This is a genomic window from Lysinibacillus parviboronicapiens, assembly GCF_003049605.2.
Taxonomy (GTDB): Bacteria; Bacillota; Bacilli; order Bacillales_A; family Planococcaceae; genus Lysinibacillus; species Lysinibacillus parviboronicapiens.
Genome location: NZ_CP073713.1, coordinates 2,881,985 through 2,906,676, shown reverse-complemented (window position 1 = coordinate 2,906,676; position 24,692 = coordinate 2,881,985). Strand labels below are relative to the sequence as shown.

The window sequence follows — 24,692 nt, the reverse complement described above, 5'->3', positions numbered from 1 at the left end:
ATGAAAGCTATTTTATTTGTCGGCCATGGTAGCCGTTTAGCAGCAGGAAATGATGAGGTACGCACATTTATTGAGCAAATGACTCCTCGGATTGATGACAGCTTTTTAGTTGAAACTTGTTTTCTGGAATTTGCTTCGCCAAACATTGAAGAGGGCATTACGAATTGCATACAAAAAGGTGCAACGGAAGTGCATGTTATACCAATTATTTTACTGCATGCTGGACATTCAAAGATGCATATTCCAGCAGAAATTGAGCATGCACGCGAGCATTACCCAAACATCACTTTCACATATGCGCAAACGATTGGCATTCACGATGAAATTTTTGCCATTCTAGAAGACCGTCTTGAAGAGATTGGGTTCAATGCACAAGATGAGCATAAAGATACGGCAGTGCTGTTAATTGCGCGTGGCGGTAGTGATCCTTATGCCAACGGTGATTTTTATAAAATTACTCGTTTGCTTTGGGAAAAGCTACCAGTACCAATCGTGGAAAGTGCTTTTATGGGCGTAACAGATCCGCGCGTGGACGCAGGCATTGAGCGATGCGTCAAGCTTGGTGCGAAAAAAATTATTATGTTACCGTACTTTTTATTTACAGGCATTCTGATGGAACGAATGCAGGGCATGTGCCAACAATTTAATGACAAATATCCTGACTGTGATATAGAAATTGCCAATTATTTTGGCTATCATGAGCGTCTACAAAATGTGCTGTTAGAACGTATAGAGCAAGCGGTGAATGGTACTTCTACTGGTATGCAAGATTTAGAAAATTACCGTGCTTATGCTGCGGTGCATGGTCATGCGCATCATCATCACCATCATGACCATGATCACGACCATGGCCACCAACACAGCCATGACCACCACCATCACCATGAAGAGGAGTCAGTGAAATGATTTTCATGTTAGCAGGCACTAGTGATGCAAGGAATCTAGCACTGGAATTGCAGTCTGCGGGTCATCAAGTGACTGCAACCGTTGTCACTGATTCAGCAGCTTCGAGCCTTACAAAAGCTGGTCTTCCACATTTAGTCGGTCGCTTGACGGCTGAAGAAATGGCGACAATTTTACTGGAAAAGGGCTATCAACTTGTTGTAGATGCCTCACACCCATTTGCTGAAGAGGCTTCTAAAAATGCGATGGCAGCAGCTGAAAAAGCAGGTGTACCTTATATTCGCTATGAACGTGCCCATGAGCATTACGCACATCCTCTCATAACGGTTGTGAGAGATTATGAGCAAGCTGCACAACTAGCAGCAACAAAACGCGGTGTCATTATGTTGACAACAGGTAGTAAGACGCTAGCGACGTTCACCAAAGTATTGCAAGGACTGGAAAATACACGTGTTATTGCTCGTATGCTTCCTCGTCTCGATAATATGGAAAAATGTGAGGCACTTGGTGTGGCGCAAAGAGATATAGTGGCCATTCAAGGACCGTTTTCAAAAGAATTAAACGAAGCCCTTTTCCGTCAATATGATGTCACATTGATGATTACGAAAGAAAGCGGCAAAGTTGGTTCTGTTGATGAAAAGCTTGAAGCCGCACTTGCTTGTGGCATAGAAACGATTTTAATTGCTCGACCAAATATACAATACGGCCAACAGTATTCCACATTCGAGGATATACTACGGGCTGTTCACAACACACTTTAGGAGGCAATTCATATGGATTTTAAAACAGATTTCAAACCTTTAACAGTAGACCCAGATAAAATTTATGATTACAGTTTCGCAATTATTGCAGAGGAAATGGGCGACCATAACTTCACAGAAGATGAGTGGAAAGTTGTACGTCGTATTATTCATGCATCTGCTGACTTTGAGTTAGGCCGTAGTGTCATCATCACACCAGGCGCATTAGAAGCTGGGGTTAAGTCTATCTTAGCAGGACGTCATGTTATTGCTGATGTCCAAATGATTGAAAGTGGTTCAGGGAAAAAACGTTTCCAAAAGCATGGCGGGGATTTACACTGCTATATTGCAGATGAAGATGTTTCAGTTGAAGCCAAAAAACAAAATACAACACGTGCCATTATTTCGATGCAAAAGGCTACAAAACTACACGAAGGCGGTATATATGCCATTGGTAATGCACCGACAGCATTACTAGAGTTAATTCGCTTAATTAAAGAAGGTTTAGCAAAACCGGATCTAATTATCGGTATGCCAGTTGGCTTCGTTTCAGCGGCTGAGTCAAAAGAGGAGCTATTAAAGCTAGAGGGTATTCCATATATTACAAATGTTGGCCGTAAAGGCGGTAGTACAGTGACGGTTGCCGCATTGAATGCCATCTCTATTTTAGCGGACGAACAGGCAAAAAAATAATGGAGCGGAAGCCAAAAAAGGATCCCAAGGACATGCGTCACGGTTATACAACGGGAGCCTGTGCAACTGCTGTTACAAAGGCTGCATTACTAGCACTAATTACAAATGAAGAACAGGAAACGAGTACCATTCATTTGCCGATAGGACGAGATGCAACATTTACAATTGAAAAATGTACATTTGCTCGCAATGCAGTAATCTGTGAAACGATTAAGGATGCTGGTGATGATCCAGATGCAACACATAAAGCGCTCATCATTGGCACAGTAAGCTGGGCCGACACACCAGGTATTCATTTAGACGGAGGAATAGGCGTCGGGCGGGTGACAAAGCCCGGCTTACCCGTTGCTGTCGGAGAAGCGGCTATTAATCCAGTGCCACGCAAGATGATACATAATACCGTACAGAGCGTACTTGACGAGTTTCATATTGATCGTGGTGTTAATGTCATTATTTCCGTACCAGCAGGTGAAGAAATTGCTAAAAAAACATTAAATGGAAGGCTCGGCATTATCGGTGGTATTTCCATTTTAGGCACAAGGGGAACCGTCGTGCCTTTTTCGAGTTCAGCCTATATGGCAAGTATTGTTCAAGCCATCAGTGTTGCAAAAGCAGCTGGATGTGAGCATGTAGTGGTGACAACAGGTGGACGCAGTGAAAAGTATGCCATGGCCCAATATCCTGAATTGCCAGAGGAGGCATTTATTGAGATGGGTGATTTTGTCGGCTTTACGTTAAAACATTGTAAACGACTCGGCATAAAGCAAGTATCGCTCGTAGGGATGATGGGCAAATTTTCAAAGGTGGCACAGGGTGTCATGATGGTACATTCAAAGAGTGCAGCCATTGATTTTAATTTTTTAGCGCAATTGGCAGTCGATGTTGGTGCAGATGAAGACACAGTGAGCGCAGTAAGGGAAGCTAATACGGCTTCACAGGTCGGAGAAATTATGGCAGATAAGGGCTATCAGGCCTTTTTTGATCATTTATGTGCGGCATGCTGTTATTCATCCATACATCATACACGGGGCGGCTTGACGCTCGCCACATCGATTTATTCGATGCAGGGACAATTATTAGGAAGGGCTGATGACATTGCATCGATCGATGAAATTAATTGGGATCGGGGATAACGGACAAGAAAGCTTATTGCCACAGTATGTACAGTGGATTGAAAACTGTGAGGTACTTGTTGGCGGTGAACGTGTCCTTGATTTTTTCCCAAGCTTTACAGGAGAAAAAGTTGTCATTAAAGGTGGTCTTTCAGTGCTTGTTGAACGCTTAGCAGCAGAGACACGAAGCACAGTTATTTTAGCATCAGGTGATCCATTATTTTATGGTATCGGTGGTTATTTAGCGAAAAAGTTAGACATCGAGGTTTATCCATATATGAGCTCGTTGCAATTAGCATTTTCGAAAATGGGTGAGAGTTGGCAGGATGCCTATGTAACAAGTATTCATGGACGACCAATAAAGGGCTTAGCACAGCGCATTGATGGTAAAAAGAAAATAGCGCTACTCACAGACGCTGAAAATAATCCAAATGCACTGGCACGTTATCTAAAGCATTTTGGTATGACAGAATATCGCGCCTTTGTCGCAGAAAATTTACAAGGCAATGATGAAAAATATGGTTGGTATTCGCTAGACGAATTAGAAACCGTTACATTTTCACCACTGAATGTTGTCATTTTACAGCAAACATCTGCACCAAAACGCTATCCACTAGGCATTGATGATGAAGAATTTTCACAGCGTAAGCCAGATAAAGGGCTTATTACCAAGAAGGAAATTCGTGTGTTAAGTTTACAGGCAATGCAACTCCAAAAAGATAGTATCATTTGGGACGTCGGAACCTGTACCGGTTCAATGGCTATTGAGGCCGGTAAATTGTCACCAGAGGGACAAATTTTTGCAGTGGAAAAAAATGCACCTGATTTAGAAAACTGCATGCAAAACCAGCAAAAATTCCGTGTAGATATTACCGCTATTCATAGTAAAGCACCAGCAGGGCTTGAAAATTTCCCAGATCCGGATGCGATTTTTATCGGCGGCACAGGAGGCGAAATGGTGGAACTCCTACAGTTGTGCTGTACACGGTTGAAACCGCAGGGTCGCATTGTCTTAAATGCAGCAACGATAGAAAATTTATATAAAGCGGTTGAAGCGTTTAAAGCTTGTGGTTTTGCAGTCGAAATTTTGCAGGCCCAACTTGCACGTAGTAAACCTATTTTGGATATGACCCGTTTTGTCCCATTAAATCCGATATATATTATTTCGGCACATCGAAAGGAAGAAAATCATGAGTAATCTTGGTATTTTATATGGCTTAGGCGTAGGCCCTGGCGATCCAGAGTTAATTACAGTAAAGGCATTCCGTGTTATTCAGGAGTCGCCAGTTATTGCCTATCCGAAAAAATTGAAGGGCAGTAAAAGTTATGCGCATCGTATCGTAGATGTGTACATTAACCCAGAAGAGAAAGATATGCTTGGTCTTGTGTTTCCAATGACAAAGGATGAGGCTGTGTTAGAGCGTGAATGGACAAAATCGGTGGAGCTTGTATATGGTAAGCTGCAAGAGGGGAAGGACGTCGCGTTTGTGACAGAGGGGGACCCATTATTATATAGTACGTTCATCCATATGATGAAGCTTATGCAGGATATGCATCCAGAGGTAGAAATTCGTACAGTACCTGGAATCTCTTCATTCAACGGCTCCGCGTCACGACTAGGTATTGCCCTTGCAGATGGTGATGATCGTGTAGCGATTATTCCAGCATATGATAATTATGACGCAATGCGTGAAGCAATTGAAAGTCATGATGCGGTAGTTTTCATTAAAGTCGCAAAAGTTATTGATTTAATGCTTAAAGTACTGCGCGATTTAGATTTACTTGATAAGGCATCAGTTGTAACAAAGGTCACGTCCGATGAGGAAATTATTTGGGATGTGCAAGAATTAGACGGCGTCGATTTAGAATATTTAACATTAATGGTGGTGCGTAAATAATGAAGAAAATTTTTATTGTTGGTGCTGGTCCTGGGGATCCAGATTTAATCACGGTGAAGGGTTTACATATGTTACAAACAGCAGATGTTGTCATGTATACAGATTCCTTAGTAAATGAAGACCTAATTGCAAAAGCAAAACCTGATGCTGAGGTTATTCGTACTGCTGGTATGCACTTAGAGGAAATGGTGGCAGTGATGGTAGATCGTGTCAATGCGGGCAAAGTTGTAGCACGCATGCACACTGGTGACCCAGCCATGTATGGTGCCATTATGGAACAAGTCGCGTTATTGAAAAAAGAGGGCATTGGCTACGAGGTTATTCCTGGGGTTAGCTCAGTATTTGCAGCTGCGGCGGCCATCGGGGCAGAACTTACTATCCCTGATTTAACACAAACACTTATTTTAACTCGTGCTGAAGGCCGTACACCCGTGCCTGAGTTTGAAAAACTACGCGATTTAGCGAGCCATCATTGTACAATTGCACTATTCCTGAGTGCGACATTAACCAAGAAAATCGTTAAAGAATTGCAAAATGCCGGCTGGGCTGATGATACACCGGTGGCAGTGATTCAACGGGCTTCTTGGCCAGACCAAAAAATTGTGCGCACGACATTAGTTGAACTTGATGAGGCAATGCGTGTAAACGGCATTCGTAAACATGCAATGATTTTAGCGGGCTGGGCATTAGATCCAAACATTCATGATAAAGATGAGTACCGTTCGAAATTATATGATGCTACCTTTACACATGGTTTCCGCAAAGGTGTGAAGACCAGTGATTGAATTGCAAGAGGGCGTTTTACCAGAAGTTGATCAACGCAATCCGTATGCAGTTGTGGCAATTACAAAACATGGTGTACAAATTGGGCGTAGACTGCAACAAACCTTTGCGGCAAGTGATTTATATTATATGAGTAAATTTGAGCAAGGCGACGAAGCAAAAAAGCATATTCAGCTTTTCACTGGTACAGTGCGCTTGCTATTACCTACATTATTTAAACAATATAAAGGCTTGATTTTAATCATTTCACTTGGTGCGGTTGTGCGCATGATTGCGCCAATTTTACAGGATAAGAAGACAGACCCTGGTGTTGTTGTCATTGATGATCGTGGGGAAAATGTGATTAGTGTGCTTTCAGGTCATTTAGGTGGTGCCAATGAGCTTACTCATGAAGTCGCAGCTGCTCTTGGTGCAAACCCAATTATTACAACGGCTTCAGATGTACAAAAAACAATCCCTGTTGATTTATTTGGCGCACGTTTTGGTTGGGTATGGGATAGTGCAGACAAGCTTACGCCAGTAAGTGCCTCTGTTGTTAATGAGGAACATGTCGCAATTGTACAAGAAATTGGTGAACGTGATTGGTGGATGCGTGATAGTCCTATGCCAGAGCAAATCAAAATATATCCATCGACAGAAGCGGCGATAGAGGCGAAACCACATGCAACATTGTTGATTACGGACCGCATCATTGAACCAGTGGAAGAAGTGCTCATTGAGAATGGCGTGATTTATCGTCCCAAATCGGTGGTGCTTGGTATGGGCTGCAATCGTGCTACTTCTCTTGAAGAAATCGAACATGTCATTGATGAAACACTTGCACAATTAAAATTATCGAAAAAAAGTGTCAAAGCACTCTGCACGATTGATTTAAAGAAAGACGAGCAGTGCTTCCTTGATGTCACAAAGAAATATGACTGGGAGTTTGTCACGTATACGCCAGCACAATTAAATGAAATTAATTTTCCGTCACCGTCAGACACGGTATTTAAATATACAGGTGCATATGGTGTGAGTGAGCCGGCTGCTATGCGCTATGCACAGGTGGAATCGCTCGTGCTACCAAAGAAAAAAGCAGGGAACGCGACGATTTCTGTAGCGAGATTAACATTTTAAGGAGGGCGCCTATGCAAACGAATCGCTTTGTACTTGCCGGAACTGGTAGTGGTGTTGGTAAAACGACGTTTACAATTGGTCTGATGAAGGCATTGCAGGAAAAGGGGAACATTGTACAGGGCTTTAAATGTGGTCCTGATTATATAGACCCAAGCTATCATACAGCTGTGACTGGTCGTGTGTCGCGCAATATAGATAGTTGGATGTTTTCACAGAATGCTGTGCGTGATATTGTGGCACGTGCAAGTATGGATGCAGATGTTTCGATTATCGAAGGCGTTATGGGATTCTATGATGGCAAAAGTCCATTATCTGATGCCGGATCTGCCGCTGATATTAGTGTTATTACAGAAAGTCCGGTCATTTTAATTGTCAATTGCGCAAGTATGGCGCGAAGTGTGGCTGCAGTTGTGAAAGGCTTCCAGTTGCTTTCTGACAAACCAAATATCGTTGGCGTCATTGCGAACCAAGTAGGGAGTGTCGGTCACTACGAGATTGCCAAAGCAGCAATTGAGCAGGAGTGTGGTATTCCTGTCATTGGTTATTTAAAACGTGAAGCAGACATTGATATTCCCAGTCGCCATTTAGGGTTAATTCCTGCTATAGAGCGAGGGGAGCTTGATTCGTTTTTTGACAAGCTAGGCGCTCTAGTGGCAGAAACGATAGATTTAGAGCAATTACTTGATTTAACAAAGGCACCTGTATTAGCGGAAACGGGTGATTTATTTGACCAACAGGAAGATCAACATATTCATATTGCGATTGCAAAGGATGCTGCATTCAACTTTTATTACGAAGAAAATCTAGCCCTTCTTCGAGCAAAAGGGGCCACGTTACAATTTTTCTCCCCGTTAGCCAATGAGCCTGTACCACCTGAGGCTGACGGTCTATATATCGGTGGGGGCTTCCCAGAGGAATTTGCCGAAATACTTGCAGGCAATGCTATCGCAAAGAAGTCCATAACTGAGGTTGTTAACAAGGGTTTACCAACCTTAGCTGAATGTGGTGGTTTTATGTATTTGACAGAAGCTATTACCAATAGCACTGGCCAACGCTACGACATGCTAGGTATTATTCCTGGTGAAGTAGCCATGCAAACAAAGCTTGCCGCGCTGGGCTACCGTGAAATTTCTGGCACGCAAGCAAACTTTTTAATCGGTGAGGATGAAGAGGCGAAGGGACATGAATTCCACTATTCAAAGTATAGCGCTGTACATGAAACGCCAGCCTACGAGACAAAAGGGCGCTTTGGCAAAAAACAAGAGGGTTATCAGGCGGGCAATTTAGTTGCTGGCTATACGCATTTTCATTTTGTATCCAATCCAAAGCTTGTCGATAACTGGTTGGCAGCTTGTAAGAAGGTGAAAAATCTTGACTAATTATTTCCCAATTCATATAAATATCGAATATAAAACGGTAGTGATTGTTGGAGGCGGACATGTTGCAACACAGAAGGTAGCGTCCCTGCTACCAGCTAAAGCAAGTATAGTTGTTGTTAGCCCAACATTGCATGATACACTACTTCCACTTGCTCAGGCGGGGCAAATTACATGGCGTGAAAAGGCATTTGAAGCACGTGATTTAGATGATGCATCGCTCATCATTGCGGCAACAAATGATACTAAAGTCAATGAAGCAGTACAGGAAGCGGCCCAGCATTGGCAACTAATAAATCGGGCAGATGCTCAAGGCGAGAGTGATTTTATTACACCGGCTACTGTGCGCCGTGGTCCACTAGTATTGACCGTGTCAACGTCGGGGGCAAGCCCCTCTTTAGCCCGTAAAATTAAAGAAGATTTAGCCGAGCAATTTGACGCAGTCTATGAAGACTATGTTTGTTTTTTACAGCAGGCACGTTTAATGGTTACTGCTAAGTTTGAAAAAGGCGATAAACGACGTGTTGCACTGCAAGCATTGCTTGAACCAAGCCTACTAGAATGGACACGTAGTGGAGAGATTGATAGACGTGAAGCTTATTTACAACAATTATTGACGGGAGAATCGCGATGAAGGACGGAATAGTGTATTTAGTAGGAGCTGGTCCGGGAGATCCAAAACTTATTACGGTGTATGGACTTGAATGTATTCAACAGGCGGATGTCATTGCATACGATCGTCTTGTGAACCCGAAATTGTTGGAATTTGCAAAGCCAGATGCTGAACTTGTGTACTGTGGTAAATTGCCTGGTAAGCATCATCTTATTCAAGATGAAATCAATGCACTACTTGTTGAACGAGCACAAGAGGGCAAAATTGTCACACGCTTAAAAGGAGGCGATCCATTCGTTTTTGGACGCGGTGCAGAGGAAGCCGAAATCTTAAAAAACCATGGCATATCTTATGAAATCGTGCCTGGCATTACGGCAGGTATTGCAGCTCCAGCATACGCAGGCATCCCTGTCACACACCGCGATTTTGCTACAAGCTTTGCGCTTGTGACAGGACACGGACGTGAGGAAAAAGGCCAAGACTTTTTAAATTGGCCAGCACTGGCAACAGGTATTGATACGGTGGCATTTTATATGAGTGTTGGCAATATTGCCTACATCTCAAGGAAATTAATCGACAATGGGCGTAAAGCAACAACACCAGTAGCCGTTATTGAGTGGGGAACAACTGATAAACAACGCACAATTACAGGTCAACTAGATGACATTGCTGACATCATTGAACGCGAGGGCTATCATAATCCTTCCATGATTGTTGTTGGGGATGTTGTCACTGTTCGCGACAAAATTCAATGGTTTGAAGAGCAAGGACTTTCTTTAACATGATTCTGCACAAGCATGTGCATGAATGACAGCTTTGCATGTGTGTCAGTGGCTCCTATGCCATTGACCTATAGAAAAAAACTCCGGCAAGTCATTGATTATGCTGGTAAAAAAAGAAGTAACAACAAGACGAGTCGGAGAGTATTAGCATTAAGGAGGAACAATCATGACAGTCATCGAAGCGTTAAAAAATCGACGAGCAATTCGAAATTATACAACACAGCCTGTTGAAAAAGAGAAAATTGAACAAATTTTGCAAGCTGCTACATTTGCGCCTAATGACCGTATGCGTGAGCCTTGGCATTTTTATATCTTACAAGGTGAAGCCATGAAGCGTTATGAAGAAATGGCAAACGCTTATTTACAGGAACGCTTTCCAACAAAGCCAAACCTAGTGGAAAGCTCCATAAAGGTTGTTCAAACAACCCCGATCGCAATTGTTGTGACAGCTGACATTGTAGAAGGTGATGCAGATGCAACACAAGACAATGTCTTTGCAGTTTGCAGTGCCATTATGTCCATGTGGTTAGCAGCTGAAGAACAAGGCCTAGGATTTGTATGGCGTACAAGAGGCGTTGGACTTGTCCATGATGCACGTATGCATTCATTTATCGGTGCGAGTGAACATCAAAAGGTAGTAGGGACAATTTTCATTGGCTATCCAGAAGAACAGGCGCTGAAAGATAAGAAGCGTACGCCATTTACGGAAAAAACAACGTGGCTTTAAAGGAGGCATGAAGCATGGCTAGAAAAGGCTTATTTTTAGTCTATACAGGTGAAGGCAAAGGGAAAACGACAGCTTCACTTGGTGTGACGTTACGTGCAGTTGGTCGAGGTTTAAATGTGAGATATCTGCAATTCATTAAATCACCAGAGCGCACATATGGCGAGCAAATTGCCCTTCGAAAGCTTGGCGTGGAAATGGAGCAAATGGGTATAGGTTTTACTTGGACTAAAACACCAGAGGAGCATCGCGTAGCTCTTGCGAAGGCTTGGCAAAAAACAAAGGCAGCATTGCAAGATGAGGGCATTGATTTACTAGTTCTTGATGAGCTAAACAATGCTTTGGCTATTACTAAATTTCCGATTGATGATGTGCTGCCATTAGCTGAAGTCATTGAGGCGATTCAACAGCGTCCTTCAACGATGCACCTTGTGGTAACAGGGCGTAGTGCCAATCCAGCGCTCCTTGCAATGGCGGATTTAGTATCAACAATTGATGCGACAAAGCATTATTATGAAGAGGGCATCCCAGCAGTAAAGGGACTTGAATTTTAATTAGATGTCCATAGAAATTTGTCAGCTCTAGAGATGTTCCGATAAATAGGAGGATTGTGTTTTATTCAGACGGTGTTTTAGTACTGCCTGAATAAATGAACCTTCTGGATAAGTGATGGGAGGAAAGAGTGTGCCAGCAAAATCAATTATGATTCAAGGAACTGCTTCGGACGTTGGAAAAAGTATGATTTGTACAGCCTTATGCCGTATTTTTTCTGATGCGGGGCTAAAGGTAGTACCCTTTAAGTCACAAAATATGGCGCTTAATTCATTTGTAACGGAGGATGGCGGTGAAATTGGCCGTGCACAAGGTGTACAAGCAGAAGCAGCGCGTGTTATTGCTACCACAGATATGAACCCGATTTTATTAAAGCCAAAGCAGGATATGGTGTCTGAGGTCATTGTACATGGCAAGCATTTTTTGAACATGGACGCGAAAAGTTACCGTAATAAATTTGTGCAGGAGGCGATGCCCATCGTTGAAAAATCTGTACGAACATTACAAAATACATATGATGTGATTGTGCTCGAAGGCGCAGGCAGCCCGGCAGAAATCAATTTAAAAGATCGCGATATTGCGAATATGCGTATGGCCCACTTAGCTGATGCTGCAGTTATTTTAGTTGCAGATATTGATCGTGGTGGTGTGTTTGCGTCAATTATTGGCACATTAGCATTGCTCGATGATGCCGAACGTGCACGCGTGAAAGGGTTAATTATTAATAAATTCAGAGGGTTGCGGGAGTTACTTGATGATGGTATTGAATGGGTGGAACGTGAGACAGGCATTCCTGTATTAGGCGTAGTACCCTACGTAGATGTCAATATTGAGGCAGAGGACTCACTTGCATTATCTTCATTACGCTTTAAAAAACCAAAACCAGGCGAGTTTTTGGTGGATATCGCCATGATTCGTTTGCCTCGAATTTCGAATTTTACTGATGTCGATCCGTTTTTCGATGAACCAGAGGTGGGTGTGCGATTAATTGCAAATGTTGCAGAGCTTGGCACTCCTGATTTACTAATACTACCAGGTACAAAAAGTACGATGGATGATTTAGCTTGGTTAAAAGCACAAGGCTTTGAGCAAGCCATTGCCAACTTACGAGCACGTGGTACAAAAATTATTGGTATTTGTGGTGGCTTCCAAATGCTTGGTGAAACATTACTTGATCCTGATGCTGTAGAAGGGAACGGTGATGCAGCACAAGGCTTAGGGCTACTACCAATGGAAACAGTTTTTGTAGGCGATAAAAAGACTGTACAAATGACAGGAACTCGCGGAAATGATACGTTCACAGGCTATGAGATTCACCTTGGGCGTACAAAAATTTTGCGTAATGAGGTATCACCATTTTTGCAGTTAAATGATGGCCGTGTGGACGGTGCAGTGTCGGTGGATGAGCAAGTTATCGGCACATATTTCCACGGATTATTCCATAATCGTAGTTTTACACGACAGCTTGTCAACGACATACGAATGAAAAAAGGGCTTGCAGTGCTACCAAGTGATGTAAAAAGTGATGCAGAACGCAGAGAAGATGCCTACAATATGCTTGCTGCTCATGTACATGCTAATTTAGATATGGAAAAAATATACGATATTTTGAATATAGAGGTAAGCATATGACACGAAAAGGGCCGTTAGCCATTGATTATGAGGCACTATGGCAAGAAGGCATGAAGGATTGGCAAGGGCAAATGCCTGAACGAATGGTGAATGATCATTTAGAGGAACAGTTTTGGTCACAATCAGTCGCACGTAAAAAAAGGGGACAAACAGACCCTTATGCTGCACGGATTTTTGAAGAAATTAAAAGAAGTATTCAACCGGAACATTCAGTTCTTGAAATCGGGCCTGGGTGGGGAAATTATACATTTCCACTTGCTGAATATGTTCATGAGCTGACATGTGTCGACAGTTCACAAAGTATTCTCGCCTATTTACAAAGTTGCTTACCGCATGAAAAACATGTTTCTTATGTCCATGCGAAATGGGAAGAGCTTGGTGAAAATGACATTCCAGCACATGATATTGTTGTTGGCGTGAATTGTTTTTACCGCATGTATGAAATTAAATCGGCATTAAAACATATGAATCGTCTTGCTAAAAAGCGTGCGATAATTGGGATGACGACAGGTCCGATTCAACCGCATTATGAACTATTGCATGCTAAATATGGTTATGATATCAAGTTCCCACGAAGGGATTATATTGAATTTTTGAATTTGCTATATGAAATGGATATTTATGCAGAGTGCAACATAATACCGCTGAAACGCGTATATGAATATGAGACGTATGAACAACTTATCACAACACAAAGTAAAAAAATATTAAACACTGATTTTAACAGAGCACATATCGAGGAATCGCTGGCACCGTTTATAGAACAAAAGGATGGTCGTTATTACTACCGTCATGATTTCCATGCTGCACTTGTGTCTTGGCAACCGAAATAAAGTGAAACTTCAATCCGTGAGGGTCTATATCCCCCACGGATTGTTAGTTGAACCAATGGGTTTTTACGGTCAGTTGATAGCCCACCAAGTTGACTCGTTCTCATCTATCAAATTGAGATGGTCGTCTTACTGACCGTTCATGCGGGATAATGGAAAAACCTTTGGAGAAAGCTTGTCCCCAAAGGTTTTTCTTATTTTCTGCAATAAGGTACAATAGAACGACAGAAAAAGAATTGAGGTGGCATATGTGCAACTACATTTTTTAGGGACAGGCGCAGGCATGCCTTCGAAAGAGCGCAATACAAGTGCTCTAATGGTAAAGCTTCTAGATGAAATCGGTGAGATGTGGCTTTTCGATTGCGGAGAAGCGACACAACATCAAATATTACATTCATCCTTAAAGCCACGTAAAGTAACGAAAATTTTCATCACGCATTTACATGGTGATCATATTTTTGGTCTGCCAGGATTTCTTAGCTCTCGTTCCTTTCAAGGCGGCGATGAACCATTAACGATTTTTGGACCAGCAGGACTACAACAATGGGTGGAGCAGACATTTGCATTGTCAAAAACACATTTAACGTATCCACTACAATTTGTAGAAGTACAGGAAGGTGTCATTTACGAGGACGCACACTTTACTGTACGAGCCGGTGAATTACGTCATGTTGTACCATGTTTTGGTTACCGCATTGAACAAAAGGAATTACCAGGAGAATTGCTTATGGAGAAAGTCCAAGCTTTAGGCGTTCCAAAGGGTCCACTGCTTGGACAGTTAAAGAGGGGGCACAATATTGAGCTTGAAAATGGCATAATTATTAAAGCTACTGATGTTGTAGCACCTCCTAAGAAAGGCTTTACGCTAACCATTTTAGGCGATACAAAATATTGTGAAGAGGCGATAACGCTAGCACAGCAGGCAGATATTGTGATTCACGAAGCAACGTTTGATGGTGAGACGACGGAGTTAGCAGCAAATTATGGACACTCCACAAATGTGGAAGCAGCTATGGTTGCTAAACGTGCAGGTGCAAAATTTTTACTCCTCAATCATTTAAGTGCCCGATTTTTACCGCATGATTTACCCACTTTCTTAGCACAGGCCCAAGAGGTTTTCTCACAAACGCTCTTAACATATGATCAAACAGTGTTCACTTGGAGTAATGATAAATTAGATTGAAAGTGGTATATATTAGCATCAAAAAATTTCTAAACAGCACTCTTTTATAATGGTAGTTCATTATAAAAGAGTGCTGTTTCAAGTAAATTGCTAAGAACTGTCATCAGCAGGAGTAATAATACTATAAAATAGATGAGTCTGGTGAAATAGAGAATTCTGTGAATTTGTAGAAATATAGTGCGTTTAATAGATGATTTACTTATAATTGAGTAAAAGGGGAGTGGTTGTATGGATCAACAAAAAATGCCACCAGCTGTTTTGCGTTTACTTGTTATTTTTCCAAACGTGTTGAGCTATTTACTATTAGGCGGTCTTATTATTTATGTTACGACAAATTATGAAGTGCTTAAGTCAACAGAAAGCTTGAAAGTTTGGCTGATCTTTATTGCAGTTCTTGCACCAGCAGCTGCCTTTACTACATACAGTATTATTAAGAAAATTCGTGCTGGTCACATGTAATAACCAAAAGAATGCAACACACGCCAATGGTAGCTATACGAGTGGCGTGTGCTTTTTTTTATTAGCCTAATAACGAATGATTGACAGTATAAGAAAAGTCATCTATATTTTTGTTAGTCATTACTAACATTTAGGAGGGTATACTTTGAGAAAAAATACTGCGGACAAAATTTTAGCATCAGCACTTACATTGATGACCGAACGTGGTTATAACAATGTTTCTGTGAAAGAAATTGCATTAACTGCAGGTGTCAGTGAAATGACAGTTTTTCGTCATTTTGATACGAAGCTGGGGATCTTACAATCACTTATTCGCACGTATTCCTACATACCGTACTTCGAACATTTCTTTTCACATGAACTAACTGGACATTTGACAAAGGATTTGCAGCAAATTGCCCACAGCTATTTAGCGTTTATGGAGAAAAATAAACCTATTTTTCTTATTGCCATGCAAGATCGAAGCATTCTACCAGAGTTAATAGATATAATTTCTGACAATAATACGCGCCAACTACAAAATTTATTGGCCGACTATTTTCAAAAATCGATTGAACAGGGGCACTTGAAGAAGGAAATCGATACAGCTGGGCAAGCAATTGTTTTTTTAACAGGATTATTTGGATTTTTCGTTTCGACTGCAATTTGGGAGAACCATTTTTTAAAAGATCAGCAAGAAATTTTTGTTCAACATACAGTAGAGGCTTTTCTGAAAGGAGTGCAAGTATAGTAGTTTTATTTTTTACAAAATGTTAGTTATCACTAACTAACTTATGAAGGGAAGTAGAAAAATGAACATCATGACGATCAGACAGAAAAATATTGTGGTTGCTATTTTACTAGCGGCTGCGTTTGTTTCGATTTTAAACCAGACATTATTATTAATTGCTATGCCACCGATCATGCATGATTTTCACATTGATGCGAATCTAGCACAGTGGTTAACGACCGTTTATTTATTGACCAATGGGATACTCATTCCGATTACGGCTTTTTTAATTGGGCGTTTTTCAAACCGCATATTATTAATGTCGGCGCTTAGCTTATTTAGTATAGGTACTTTATTAGGCGCATTGGCACCGTCCTTTACTGTATTACTGATTGCGCGAGTGATACAGGCTGCGGGGGCTGGGATTATTATGCCTTTAATGCAGACAGCTCTATTGTCCATGTATCCGAAAGAGAAACGTGGCGCTGTGATGGGACTTGCAGGGCTCGTTACTGGATTTGCTCCCGCAGTGGGTCCAACTTTAGCGGGCTGGGTTATTGCGCATTTTACATGGCGACATATATTTTATATGGTATTTCCTGTTGCAATGGCTGTTCTGTTACTGAGTGTTTTATTTATGAAAAATGTAACACCACAAAAAAATGGACATTTAGATAGTTTTTCTATTATGTTATCTTCATTAGGCTGGGGAGGACTACTCTATGGCTTTAGTTTAGCTGGAACAGTTGGTTTTACTAACCCACAAGTGTTTATTCCATTAGGCGTTGGTGGAGTAGCTCTTTATGTATTTATTAAAAGACAGCTTGCATTAGCAAACCCTATGCTTGAATTTCGTGTTTTTCAATCGAAGACCTTTACAATCAGCACAATTTTATCCAGTTTAGTTTATGCGATTATGACTGGCACGCAAATTTTATTAACATTTTACATTCAAAATGTACGCGGTCTTTCTGCTCTTGAGGCGGGATTAGTCCTACTTTTGGGTGCTCTAGTAATGGGCTTTATGTCTCCTGTGACGGGGAAAATTTTCGATAAATTTGGTGGGAGGGGAATGGCGATCGTAGGGTTTTCTCTCATTGTGTTTAGTACAAGCTTATTCATAACAATAGGTATGACCACAGCCCTTTGGTTATTAGCACTGCTATTTACATGTATCTCATTGGGTATTGCGATGATTATGATGCCACTTACTACTGCTGGCATGAATGCTCTACCTACTAATTTAATGGCCCACGGAACTGCCATGAATAGCACTTTAAGGATGGTAGGGGGAGCAATAGTTACAGCATTGCTTGTTACTGTAATGAGTACTGTCATAGGATTTAAAGAGCAGGATGTTTTAGAGGTGGCGATGTTACAAGGGATTCAGACAGCCTTTTTTACAGCGGCTTTATTAAGTATTTGTGGGCTAGTATTGTCATTCTTTATAGTCCAAGAATAATCGTTCAAGCATTTAATTATGAAATGGATCGTGTCAAATAAAATGTTGTAGAAAAATTCTTTGGCAGTTATTTTGCGCCAGGCTATGGTTTAATAGCTGAAATTAGTGCACAATTTATATCTTATTGACCCAAAAATAGGCGACTTCTTGTTCACATATGAACAGGTAGTGAGCCTTATTATTTTGAAAATAAAGGGAGGGATTGGTGAAATGCCTCCAAAGCGAATAAAAAAAATTCAGATAGAGAGACTAAATATACCAAGAGGTGATCCATCATTATATTAGAAAAGAGGCGTGTTTTTTGTGAATCAATCAAATTGTGATTTTTCACCAATGAAACAAACGGTAAAAGATGAACTTAGTCAAGTCATTATGTCCTTGCAGCAAAGTATAGAGGCAATGGATACAGAAGCGAATTGTCTTCTTAGTGATTTTGAAAAAATCAAAGAGAAATTTATTACGATTGAAATGCAGGCTGCGACATTCTATTTAAATTGTTATTTGTCTCCGTTTACTGAAAAATACCCAGAGCTATCAAATTGCGTACAAAATATGTCTAAGAGAAGACATGGTGGGCTCATTGTGATTCAACGAGAAGATGCACTGGATTCCTTTTTAAAACCAGGTATTCATATTGGCGCAGACTTAACGCATTCATTATTAGAATCTATTTTTTTCCCAGGAAATCCACTACATGATGGAGCCGTATTAGTAAGTCACAATAAAATTGTGTCTGCAGCAAATGTTCTTCCTCTTTCAGATATTTATACTGGTGAAAAAAAACTCGGCACAAGACACCGAGCAGCGATAGGATTAAGTGAACGAAGTGATGCACTGATCATGGTCGTGTCTGAGGAAACGGGAAGAATTTCATTTGCTTTTAATGGAAATTTACACCCAATAACCCCGCATGGAATTCTCTAAACTAAAAATATCTCTAATTCGAGATATTTTTCTTGCTTGTTTATCACTTGCGTGGTAAAGTGATGATACAGTACAAATGAAGGGAGGACAAAGTGATGCGAAAACATACATTGGGCTCACTTACATGGTTGCGTATGATGCGCTTTACAAATCAAAGTAATCATCTATCCAATGACTTTTTAAAGCGCTTTGATTTAACGACCGCACAATTTGATGTGTTAATACAAATCAAGACATATGCACCGTTAACACAATCAGCGTTAGCAGAGAAAGTTACGGTTACACAAGGAGGCATTTCTCGTATGCTTGCCCGTCTTGAAAAGGATGGTTTAATTGAGCGCAAGCAAAATTGGAAGACAAAAACGATTTCGTTAACGCAAAAAGGTGAGCAGATGATAGATGCGGCGACACCAAGCCAGCTCCACTTTCAATCCTCATTTTTTGAAGATGTATTAACAGAAGAAGAACTGAAATCATTATATACACTTATGTCGAAAATAGAAAAGCATAGCCGAGTAAAGAAATTGCCACAAGCGTGATTTTTTTTTAGACAATCACTTGCTTAGTCAAGTGAAAAAAGGGAGGACACAAAAATGCACAAATTAAGTGGACATCATCATATATCAATGTTAACAAAAAATGGGAAACAAAATAACGATTTTTATACAAAAGTTCTGGGCTTACGTCGAGTGAAAAAAACAGTGAATCAGGATTCACCATCTATGTATCACTTATTTTATGGAGATTTAACAGGAGCTGCCGGAACTGAGTTATCCTTTTTTGAAATGCCTGTTGCTGGACGTACAGTGCGTGGAACAAATGCCATTACGCGCATTGGCCTTTTAGTTCCAAGTTATGACAGCCTTGTATTTTGGAAAAAACGCTTTGAGCTTTTAGCAGTAGAACATAGTGAGATTATGACCTATGCAGGCAAAGATGCACTGTTTTTTGAAGATCATGAAGGCTTGCGAATGGTGCTTTTAAATCACCACAATCAACAAATACCGGCCGAATGGCAAACATGGGAAAGTGATATCCCTGTGGAGCATCGCATTTTAGGGATGGGGACAGTAGAAATGACAGTACGTTATATAAGTCGTACAGTGACTTTACTACAAGAACTATTTCATTATACAGTTGTCACTGAAAATGAAAAAGAAGCTCGCCTGCAATCTATTGCAGGGGAAACACTTGGCGAGATTGTCGTTAAAGAACTGGAGGGACCAAGTGAAAAACCTGGTCGAGGAAGTATTCACCACCTAGCTTTACGTGTAGCAACAGTGGAAGAACTTCAAGAATGGGATGCCTTAATTAAAGCGCGCGGTTTAGAAAGTACAGGCGTTGTAGACCGCTATTATTTCCAAAGTCTTTATTTTAGAGATCGTAATAACATTCTATTTGAAATGGCAACAGACGGTCCAGGGTTTACCGTAGATTCTCCTATAGAAGATCTTGGCAAAGAGCTTGATTTGCCGCCATTTTTAGAGGAAAAACGAGCTGAAATTGAAGCAATTTTAGAACCATTAGATTAAAGGAGAGAACAATAATGGAAAAATATCGTATAGACCAATCAAAAGGGATTGAATTTGGACTTTATTCGTTAGGGGACCATATTCCAAATCCATTAACGGGTGAACGAATTTCTGCACAGCAACGTCTTCAAGAGCTAATCGAAGCAAGTCAATTAGCAGAGCAGGCAGGCATTGATGTATTTGGCGTTGGTGAAAGTCACCAATCGTATTTTACAACACAGGCACATACGGTCGTTTTAGGAGCGATTGCACAAGCAACGAAAAAAATTAAAATAGCAAGCTCTGCAACGGTGCTGAGTGTCTCTGACCCTGTACGGGTATATGAGGATTTTGCGACGATTGATTTAATTTCAGATGGACGTGCGGAAATTGTTGCGGGGCGAGGTTCTCGTGTTGGTGCATACCACTTACTTGGCGTCGATTTACAGGACTATGAGGAAATTTTTGAGGAAAAGTTGGAACTACTAAAAAAGATTAATGACGAAGAGCTTATCACTTGGGAAGGGCAATACCGTGCACCTATTCACAATGCTCAAATTTTGCCACAACCGAAAGATGGCTCCCTGCCAATTTGGCGTGCGGTGGGGGGACCACCTGCCAGTGCCATTAAAGCAGGCTATATGGGTATCCCGATGATGTTAACAACATTAGGAGGGCCAGCCGTGAACTTTAAACCATCTGTTGATGCCTATCGTGAGGCGGCAGAACGAAGTGGTTTTGATGCACAAGAATTACCAATTGCTACAACAAGCTTATTTTATGTAGCTGACACAACAAAAGAAGCATTACAAGGTATGTACCCACATATTAATGGTGGCTTCCAGGCAATTCGTGGCGGTGGCTATCCAAAGCAGCAATTTGCGCAAGCACCCGATACTCGTGATGCGCTGATGGTTGGTAGTAAAGAAGAAATTATCGAAAAATTACTTTATCAATATGAACTTTATGGTATGCAACGATTTATGGCACAAATTGATTTTGGTGGCGTTCCATACGACAAAATAATGAAAAACATTGAAATCATTGGCAATGATATATTACCAGCGATTAAAAAATATACCGCAAATTAAGGAGATCATTACATGTAAATCGTCGCACTAGCCGGTTCAATTGTCGGCTCTAAAACAAAAACAGCGATGTCAAAAGTCGTTGAAATGCTTCACCAAAAATACACCGAGCATGAAGTAACGTTATTGGATCTCGCTGACTACAATATGGCATTTAGTGATGGTCGAAACTATTTTGAGTATGAGGGCGATACAAAATATGTGACCGAAACAATTATGGCTGCTGATGCATTAATCATTGGCACACCGACATTTCAAGCATCAATTCCTGCAACGTTAAAAAATATATTTGACTTACTACCTGTAAATGCCTTCCGAGATAAAATTGTGAGTACAGTCGTTACTGCGGGTACATCTAAGCATTATCTAATGGTTGAACAACAATTAAAACCGATTCTTGCATATATGAAAGCACATATTGTACCGACCTATGTATTTATAGAAGAAAAAGATTTTCTCCGTAAAGAAATTATCAACGATGATGTTCTTTTCCGCTTACAGCGTTTAGTAGAGGATACAGTTATGGTAGCCGATGCTTTCGCAGAAATTCGTGCAAAAAAAGATGCGGAGTATGGCTTTTAGAGGTGAAAGTATTTCTAATAGATTTTAATATAAAACAACGCTGCATGAGGAAAATCCACATGCAGCGTTGTTTTATATTAATTGTTTGCCCACGTAAACCACCGTGCATGACCGTCCGGTTGAGCCATTGTGCGAACTGTTGTTATTTCTGTTTGATGAATAAAGTCTTGATGCAGTTGGTAATCAAACAAATTATTATAACAATGATAAAGTGGTCTTTCCTTGCTTATTTCTTGTAAGCATTCTATCAATTCACGTCGTAACGCAATAGGTATTTGATTTGCAACATGTGTATGGTAGACAACCAAAATGGCTTGTTGATCAATTGTACTACTAATCTCTTTTATGACGTTAATGGCATCGCCTCTTAAAAGTTGTATATCAAGTCCTTTTAAAATAGGGATTGCTTTATTTAATATGGAACGCCGTTCATGATGTTCAGGCCAAATTAAAGCTTGTAGCCAACGAAGTTCTTCCTCATTATGGACATCAATTGGATGTAAATCAATGCCGATGCGCTGACCAACAACAATTGAATTACTAATGGAATGTGGTAATTCTTCACCTTGATTGTCCGAGGTTAACACTAGGTCACTAGCTGAATTTATTACAGATAATTTTCGATTATAAGTATAGTTATATTGATCCATGCCCAGCTGCAAGCCAGCACTTGCACCAATTTCTAGAAAAGCGAGCGGCTTTTGATGTTTTGCATAAATTTCTGTCATCATCGGATAAAGGTACGCACAGCGACGAATTTCATTTGTTTGCACAAGCTTTGCCTGCATGATAACCTTCAATTCATCTAAGTAAGAAAGTACGAACTTTTTAAAAACGGGATATACATGATCTGTCGGTTTCGATGTTGTTGTAAAGGACGGATAGAAGCCCGTTAATTCGTCTTCATTTGTTGCTAGCAAGTAGTGTACAGCTGCCAACAATAAATTAGGGACAGGTTGCCCTTGAGGTACATAACGTGCAATTGTCAATATTTCTTCGTCATCTGCAATTGTATAGGCCAAATGCTCGTAAAGTGGACTTGAGTTTTCACATTCATTTTTTGCGAAAGTACGGAACTGTTGGCTTAGTTTAGCTAGCATCATAGTTTCTCCCCTTTGTTTTAAAATGAACTCTCTAGTCTTAAGTGTATTATTGTTAAACAATTTAGTAAATTTAGTAGCTTGCATTAAAATTTCGAATTAAAATGAATACTGAGAGAATGGCGAACATTTTTGGTAGGAGCGTAAGGCGGCGGCTTCAGTGGGAAAAGCAAGCGAACTGTGATCTGTACTGAGCGTAACGAAGCAAGAGGATCGGTGCTTGCCTGCGGAAAGCGTCTGCCTGTAGTAGAATACCAATGTGATATGAACAATTACTATAATTTCTTTAATAATATTCGTCTTTATTGATATAATTTATTTGCACAATTTATTTAATCGTGTGGAAGCAAACGTCAAAGGGAGTGTAAATGATATGGTGTTTTCTTTTTTTAAGAAAAATAAAGAGCCGCAACAATTGAAAAATAGAGTGGAGTTTTGCATAACGAATTTATCACTTGGTGCAGCAGATGCCTATGATGTATTAATGGAGCGATCCGATATTGAAATAGAAGAATCAGGTTGTACATCGCACTGTGAAGTTTGCGAGCAAGGTATTTTCGCGATTGTCAATGGAGAAGTGATTACGGCGGATGATGCTGAGACATTAGTGCAAGCAATAGATGAGGAAATTAAGCTAAATCCTCTTTGAGAGCACATTATAGCGGGTAGTGATGACGATGGATGATAGAAAGTGGTACTAGAGTGTATTTACGAAAATCGAAGAAAATGACTGGCGGAGTTCATCAATACGTTTGTTAGGAGAATGGTTGTTGTCAACCTAGGTTGTTCTTATTAAAAGAGACTGTGACATGTAATTCATAAATCACAGTCTCTTTACTTTGTTATGATCTGTAAAGAGGGTACTTAATTACCAACCTCTAATATATTGCACGGGTGGTGTCACTTCTTCGCCTAATTCCTTTGCAGCATGTAGTGGCCAATAGGGTTCACGTAATAGCACACGACCTAAAAAAATCAAATCAGCACGATTATTTTGTAAAATTTCCTCTGCTTGAATAGCGGTTGTGATAAGACCAACTGCACTTGTTGGCATATCAGCGCCTTGCTTAATGCTTTCAGCATGTGGCACTTGATAACCAGGAAAGACATGGATGTCAGCCTGTACGACGCCACCTGTAGAGACATCGACTAAATCGACACCCTGTGATTTCATCCAGCGACTGAATACAATAAAATCTTCCATTGTAGTGCCATCTTCTGCATAGTCTTCAGCTGAAACACGAATGAGCAGCGGACCATTCCAAACACTACGAACAGCATCGATGACTTGGCGCAGTAAACGATAGCGATTCTCCTGTGAGCCACCGTAGTTATCGGTACGTTTATTTACTGCTGGCGATAAAAACTCACTAATTAAATAGCCGTGCGCTCCATGAATCTCAAGTGCATCAAAACCAGCTTTACTAGCCCGAATAGCTGCTTGTTTGAAGGCTTCAATAACTTTTTGGATATCTTCTAGGGTCATTTCAGTGGGTGTCTTATAAGCATCACTAAACGCAACGGCAGAAGGTGCAAATATTTCTCCATCGACTGTTGCTTTACGCCCAGCATGTGCAAGTTGAATCGCTGTTTTTGCTCCGTATGCTTTCATGCCGTCTACTAGCTGTGTTAAGCCAGCAATATGTGTATCATCCCAAATACCAAGGTCTTTGTTGGAGATGCGCCCTTCAGGTACTACACCAGTAGCCTCCACCACGATTAAACCTACTTGACCGGCTGCGCGTGTTGCGTAATGCACAACATGGAATGGCGTCACGAAGCCATCGTCTTGGGCAGAATACATACACATCGGCGCCATGACAATGCGATTTTTTAATGAAATATTTTGTAATTGATATGGTTTGAATAATTTAGTCAAAGCAAAGCCCCCTAATTCCTAGTTGTTAACTCTATTTTGCA

At 40.8% G+C, this 24,692-nt stretch carries 27 protein-coding genes; 25 read left to right on the top strand and 2 right to left on the bottom strand.

Annotated elements, in window-relative coordinates:
• From C9J31_RS14030 to C9J31_RS13915, 24 genes are all read left to right on the top strand, one after another.
• A complete protein-coding gene (locus tag C9J31_RS14030) occupies positions 1-906 on the top strand; it encodes a sirohydrochlorin chelatase (RefSeq protein ID WP_107949495.1) in 906 nt (301 codons plus the stop codon).
• On the top strand, positions 903-1,664 hold the full coding sequence (gene cobK, locus C9J31_RS14025) for a precorrin-6A reductase (protein ID WP_107949497.1): 762 nt from the start codon (positions 903-905) through the stop codon (positions 1,662-1,664). Before C9J31_RS14030 ends, cobK begins: the two co-directional genes overlap by 4 nt.
• 12 nt (positions 1,665-1,676) lie before the next feature.
• Positions 1,677-2,336: a precorrin-8X methylmutase gene (locus C9J31_RS14020; RefSeq protein WP_107923928.1), complete on the top strand. Its 660-nt coding sequence runs from the start codon at positions 1,677-1,679 to the stop codon at positions 2,334-2,336.
• Positions 2,336-3,469 carry a cobalt-precorrin-5B (C(1))-methyltransferase gene (locus tag C9J31_RS14015; protein WP_107949499.1) on the top strand — a complete coding sequence of 378 codons (1,134 nt, stop codon included), beginning with the start codon at positions 2,336-2,338 and terminating at the stop codon, positions 3,467-3,469. Before C9J31_RS14020 ends, C9J31_RS14015 begins: the two co-directional genes overlap by 1 nt.
• Positions 3,426-4,646 (top strand): precorrin-6y C5,15-methyltransferase (decarboxylating) subunit CbiE, encoded by a 1,221-nt coding sequence (gene cbiE / locus C9J31_RS14010; protein WP_107949501.1) that lies wholly within the window; start codon positions 3,426-3,428, stop codon positions 4,644-4,646. The genes C9J31_RS14015 and cbiE overlap by 44 nt, the downstream gene beginning before the upstream one ends.
• Positions 4,639-5,346, top strand: coding sequence for a precorrin-2 C(20)-methyltransferase (gene cobI, locus C9J31_RS14005; RefSeq protein WP_107923931.1), 708 nt, complete (start codon positions 4,639-4,641; stop codon positions 5,344-5,346). The genes cbiE and cobI overlap by 8 nt, the downstream gene beginning before the upstream one ends.
• The gene (cobM, locus tag C9J31_RS14000; protein WP_107949503.1) at positions 5,346-6,131 is read left to right on the top strand and encodes a precorrin-4 C(11)-methyltransferase; all 786 of its coding nucleotides are present in this window, start codon (positions 5,346-5,348) and stop codon (positions 6,129-6,131) included. Before cobI ends, cobM begins: the two co-directional genes overlap by 1 nt.
• A complete protein-coding gene (locus C9J31_RS13995) occupies positions 6,124-7,245 on the top strand; it encodes a cobalt-precorrin 5A hydrolase (protein WP_107949504.1) in 1,122 nt (373 codons plus the stop codon). The genes cobM and C9J31_RS13995 overlap by 8 nt, the downstream gene beginning before the upstream one ends.
• Positions 7,246-7,256: 11 nt before the next feature.
• The gene (locus C9J31_RS13990; RefSeq protein WP_107949506.1) at positions 7,257-8,624 is read left to right on the top strand and encodes a cobyrinic acid a,c-diamide synthase CobB; all 1,368 of its coding nucleotides are present in this window, start codon (positions 7,257-7,259) and stop codon (positions 8,622-8,624) included.
• Entirely contained in the window at positions 8,617-9,255 is a 639-nt protein-coding gene (locus tag C9J31_RS13985) for a precorrin-2 dehydrogenase/sirohydrochlorin ferrochelatase family protein (RefSeq protein ID WP_054767506.1), read from the top strand. The genes C9J31_RS13990 and C9J31_RS13985 overlap by 8 nt, the downstream gene beginning before the upstream one ends.
• Positions 9,252-10,019 (top strand): uroporphyrinogen-III C-methyltransferase, encoded by a 768-nt coding sequence (gene cobA, locus C9J31_RS13980; protein WP_107949508.1) that lies wholly within the window; start codon positions 9,252-9,254, stop codon positions 10,017-10,019. Before C9J31_RS13985 ends, cobA begins: the two co-directional genes overlap by 4 nt.
• A 163-nt stretch (positions 10,020-10,182) precedes the next feature.
• On the top strand, positions 10,183-10,743 hold the full coding sequence (locus tag C9J31_RS13975) for a nitroreductase family protein (protein ID WP_107923936.1): 561 nt from the start codon (positions 10,183-10,185) through the stop codon (positions 10,741-10,743).
• Between the two features lie 14 nt (positions 10,744-10,757).
• Positions 10,758-11,294, top strand: coding sequence for a cob(I)yrinic acid a,c-diamide adenosyltransferase (locus C9J31_RS13970; protein WP_054767507.1), 537 nt, complete (start codon positions 10,758-10,760; stop codon positions 11,292-11,294).
• 130 nt (positions 11,295-11,424) lie between these two features.
• Positions 11,425-12,924 (top strand): cobyric acid synthase, encoded by a 1,500-nt coding sequence (locus C9J31_RS13965; protein ID WP_107923937.1) that lies wholly within the window; start codon positions 11,425-11,427, stop codon positions 12,922-12,924.
• A complete protein-coding gene (locus C9J31_RS13960; protein WP_107923938.1) occupies positions 12,921-13,757 on the top strand; it encodes a class I SAM-dependent methyltransferase in 837 nt (278 codons plus the stop codon). The genes C9J31_RS13965 and C9J31_RS13960 overlap by 4 nt, the downstream gene beginning before the upstream one ends.
• 247 nt (positions 13,758-14,004) lie before the next feature.
• Positions 14,005-14,937 (top strand): ribonuclease Z, encoded by a 933-nt coding sequence (gene rnz / locus C9J31_RS13955; protein WP_107949510.1) that lies wholly within the window; start codon positions 14,005-14,007, stop codon positions 14,935-14,937.
• 228 nt (positions 14,938-15,165) lie between these two features.
• Complete coding sequence (locus C9J31_RS13950; RefSeq protein ID WP_107949512.1) at positions 15,166-15,396, top strand: acyl-phosphate glycerol 3-phosphate acyltransferase; 231 nt, start codon at positions 15,166-15,168, stop codon at positions 15,394-15,396.
• A 145-nt stretch (positions 15,397-15,541) separates the two neighbouring features.
• Entirely contained in the window at positions 15,542-16,126 is a 585-nt protein-coding gene (locus C9J31_RS13945) for a TetR/AcrR family transcriptional regulator (RefSeq protein WP_107949514.1), read from the top strand.
• Between the two features lie 61 nt (positions 16,127-16,187).
• Positions 16,188-17,567, top strand: a complete 1,380-nt coding sequence (locus C9J31_RS13940; RefSeq protein ID WP_107949516.1) for a DHA2 family efflux MFS transporter permease subunit — start codon at positions 16,188-16,190, stop codon at positions 17,565-17,567.
• Positions 17,568-17,870: 303 nt separating this feature from the next.
• Positions 17,871-18,491, top strand: a complete 621-nt coding sequence (gene cdaS, locus C9J31_RS13935; RefSeq protein ID WP_107923940.1) for a sporulation-specific diadenylate cyclase CdaS — start codon at positions 17,871-17,873, stop codon at positions 18,489-18,491.
• Between the two features lie 95 nt (positions 18,492-18,586).
• A complete protein-coding gene (locus tag C9J31_RS13930) occupies positions 18,587-19,030 on the top strand; it encodes a MarR family winged helix-turn-helix transcriptional regulator (protein WP_107949518.1) in 444 nt (147 codons plus the stop codon).
• 54 nt (positions 19,031-19,084) lie between these two features.
• Positions 19,085-20,023, top strand: a complete 939-nt coding sequence (locus tag C9J31_RS13925) for a ring-cleaving dioxygenase (RefSeq protein ID WP_107949519.1) — start codon at positions 19,085-19,087, stop codon at positions 20,021-20,023.
• 14 nt (positions 20,024-20,037) lie between these two features.
• Positions 20,038-21,093 (top strand): LLM class flavin-dependent oxidoreductase, encoded by a 1,056-nt coding sequence (locus C9J31_RS13920; protein ID WP_107949521.1) that lies wholly within the window; start codon positions 20,038-20,040, stop codon positions 21,091-21,093.
• A gap of 18 nt (positions 21,094-21,111) precedes the next feature.
• Positions 21,112-21,672, top strand: a complete 561-nt coding sequence (locus C9J31_RS13915; RefSeq protein ID WP_274520176.1) for an NADPH-dependent FMN reductase — start codon at positions 21,112-21,114, stop codon at positions 21,670-21,672.
• 77 nt (positions 21,673-21,749) lie between these two features.
• Here the strand turns inward: C9J31_RS13915 and C9J31_RS13910 are convergent, their stop codons facing one another.
• Positions 21,750-22,775, bottom strand: a complete 1,026-nt coding sequence (locus C9J31_RS13910) for a DUF2332 domain-containing protein (protein WP_107949523.1) — start codon at positions 22,773-22,775, stop codon at positions 21,750-21,752.
• Positions 22,776-23,145: 370 nt separating this feature from the next.
• Here C9J31_RS13910 and C9J31_RS13905 point away from each other — a divergent pair, with 370 nt between their 5' ends.
• Positions 23,146-23,421, top strand: a complete 276-nt coding sequence (locus C9J31_RS13905; RefSeq protein ID WP_107949524.1) for a YuzB family protein — start codon at positions 23,146-23,148, stop codon at positions 23,419-23,421.
• A 219-nt stretch (positions 23,422-23,640) separates the two neighbouring features.
• On the opposite strand, the gene namA is transcribed toward C9J31_RS13905, so the two are convergent.
• Positions 23,641-24,651 (bottom strand): NADPH dehydrogenase NamA, encoded by a 1,011-nt coding sequence (gene namA / locus C9J31_RS13900; protein ID WP_107949526.1) that lies wholly within the window; start codon positions 24,649-24,651, stop codon positions 23,641-23,643.
• Positions 24,652-24,692 lie beyond the last annotated feature (41 nt).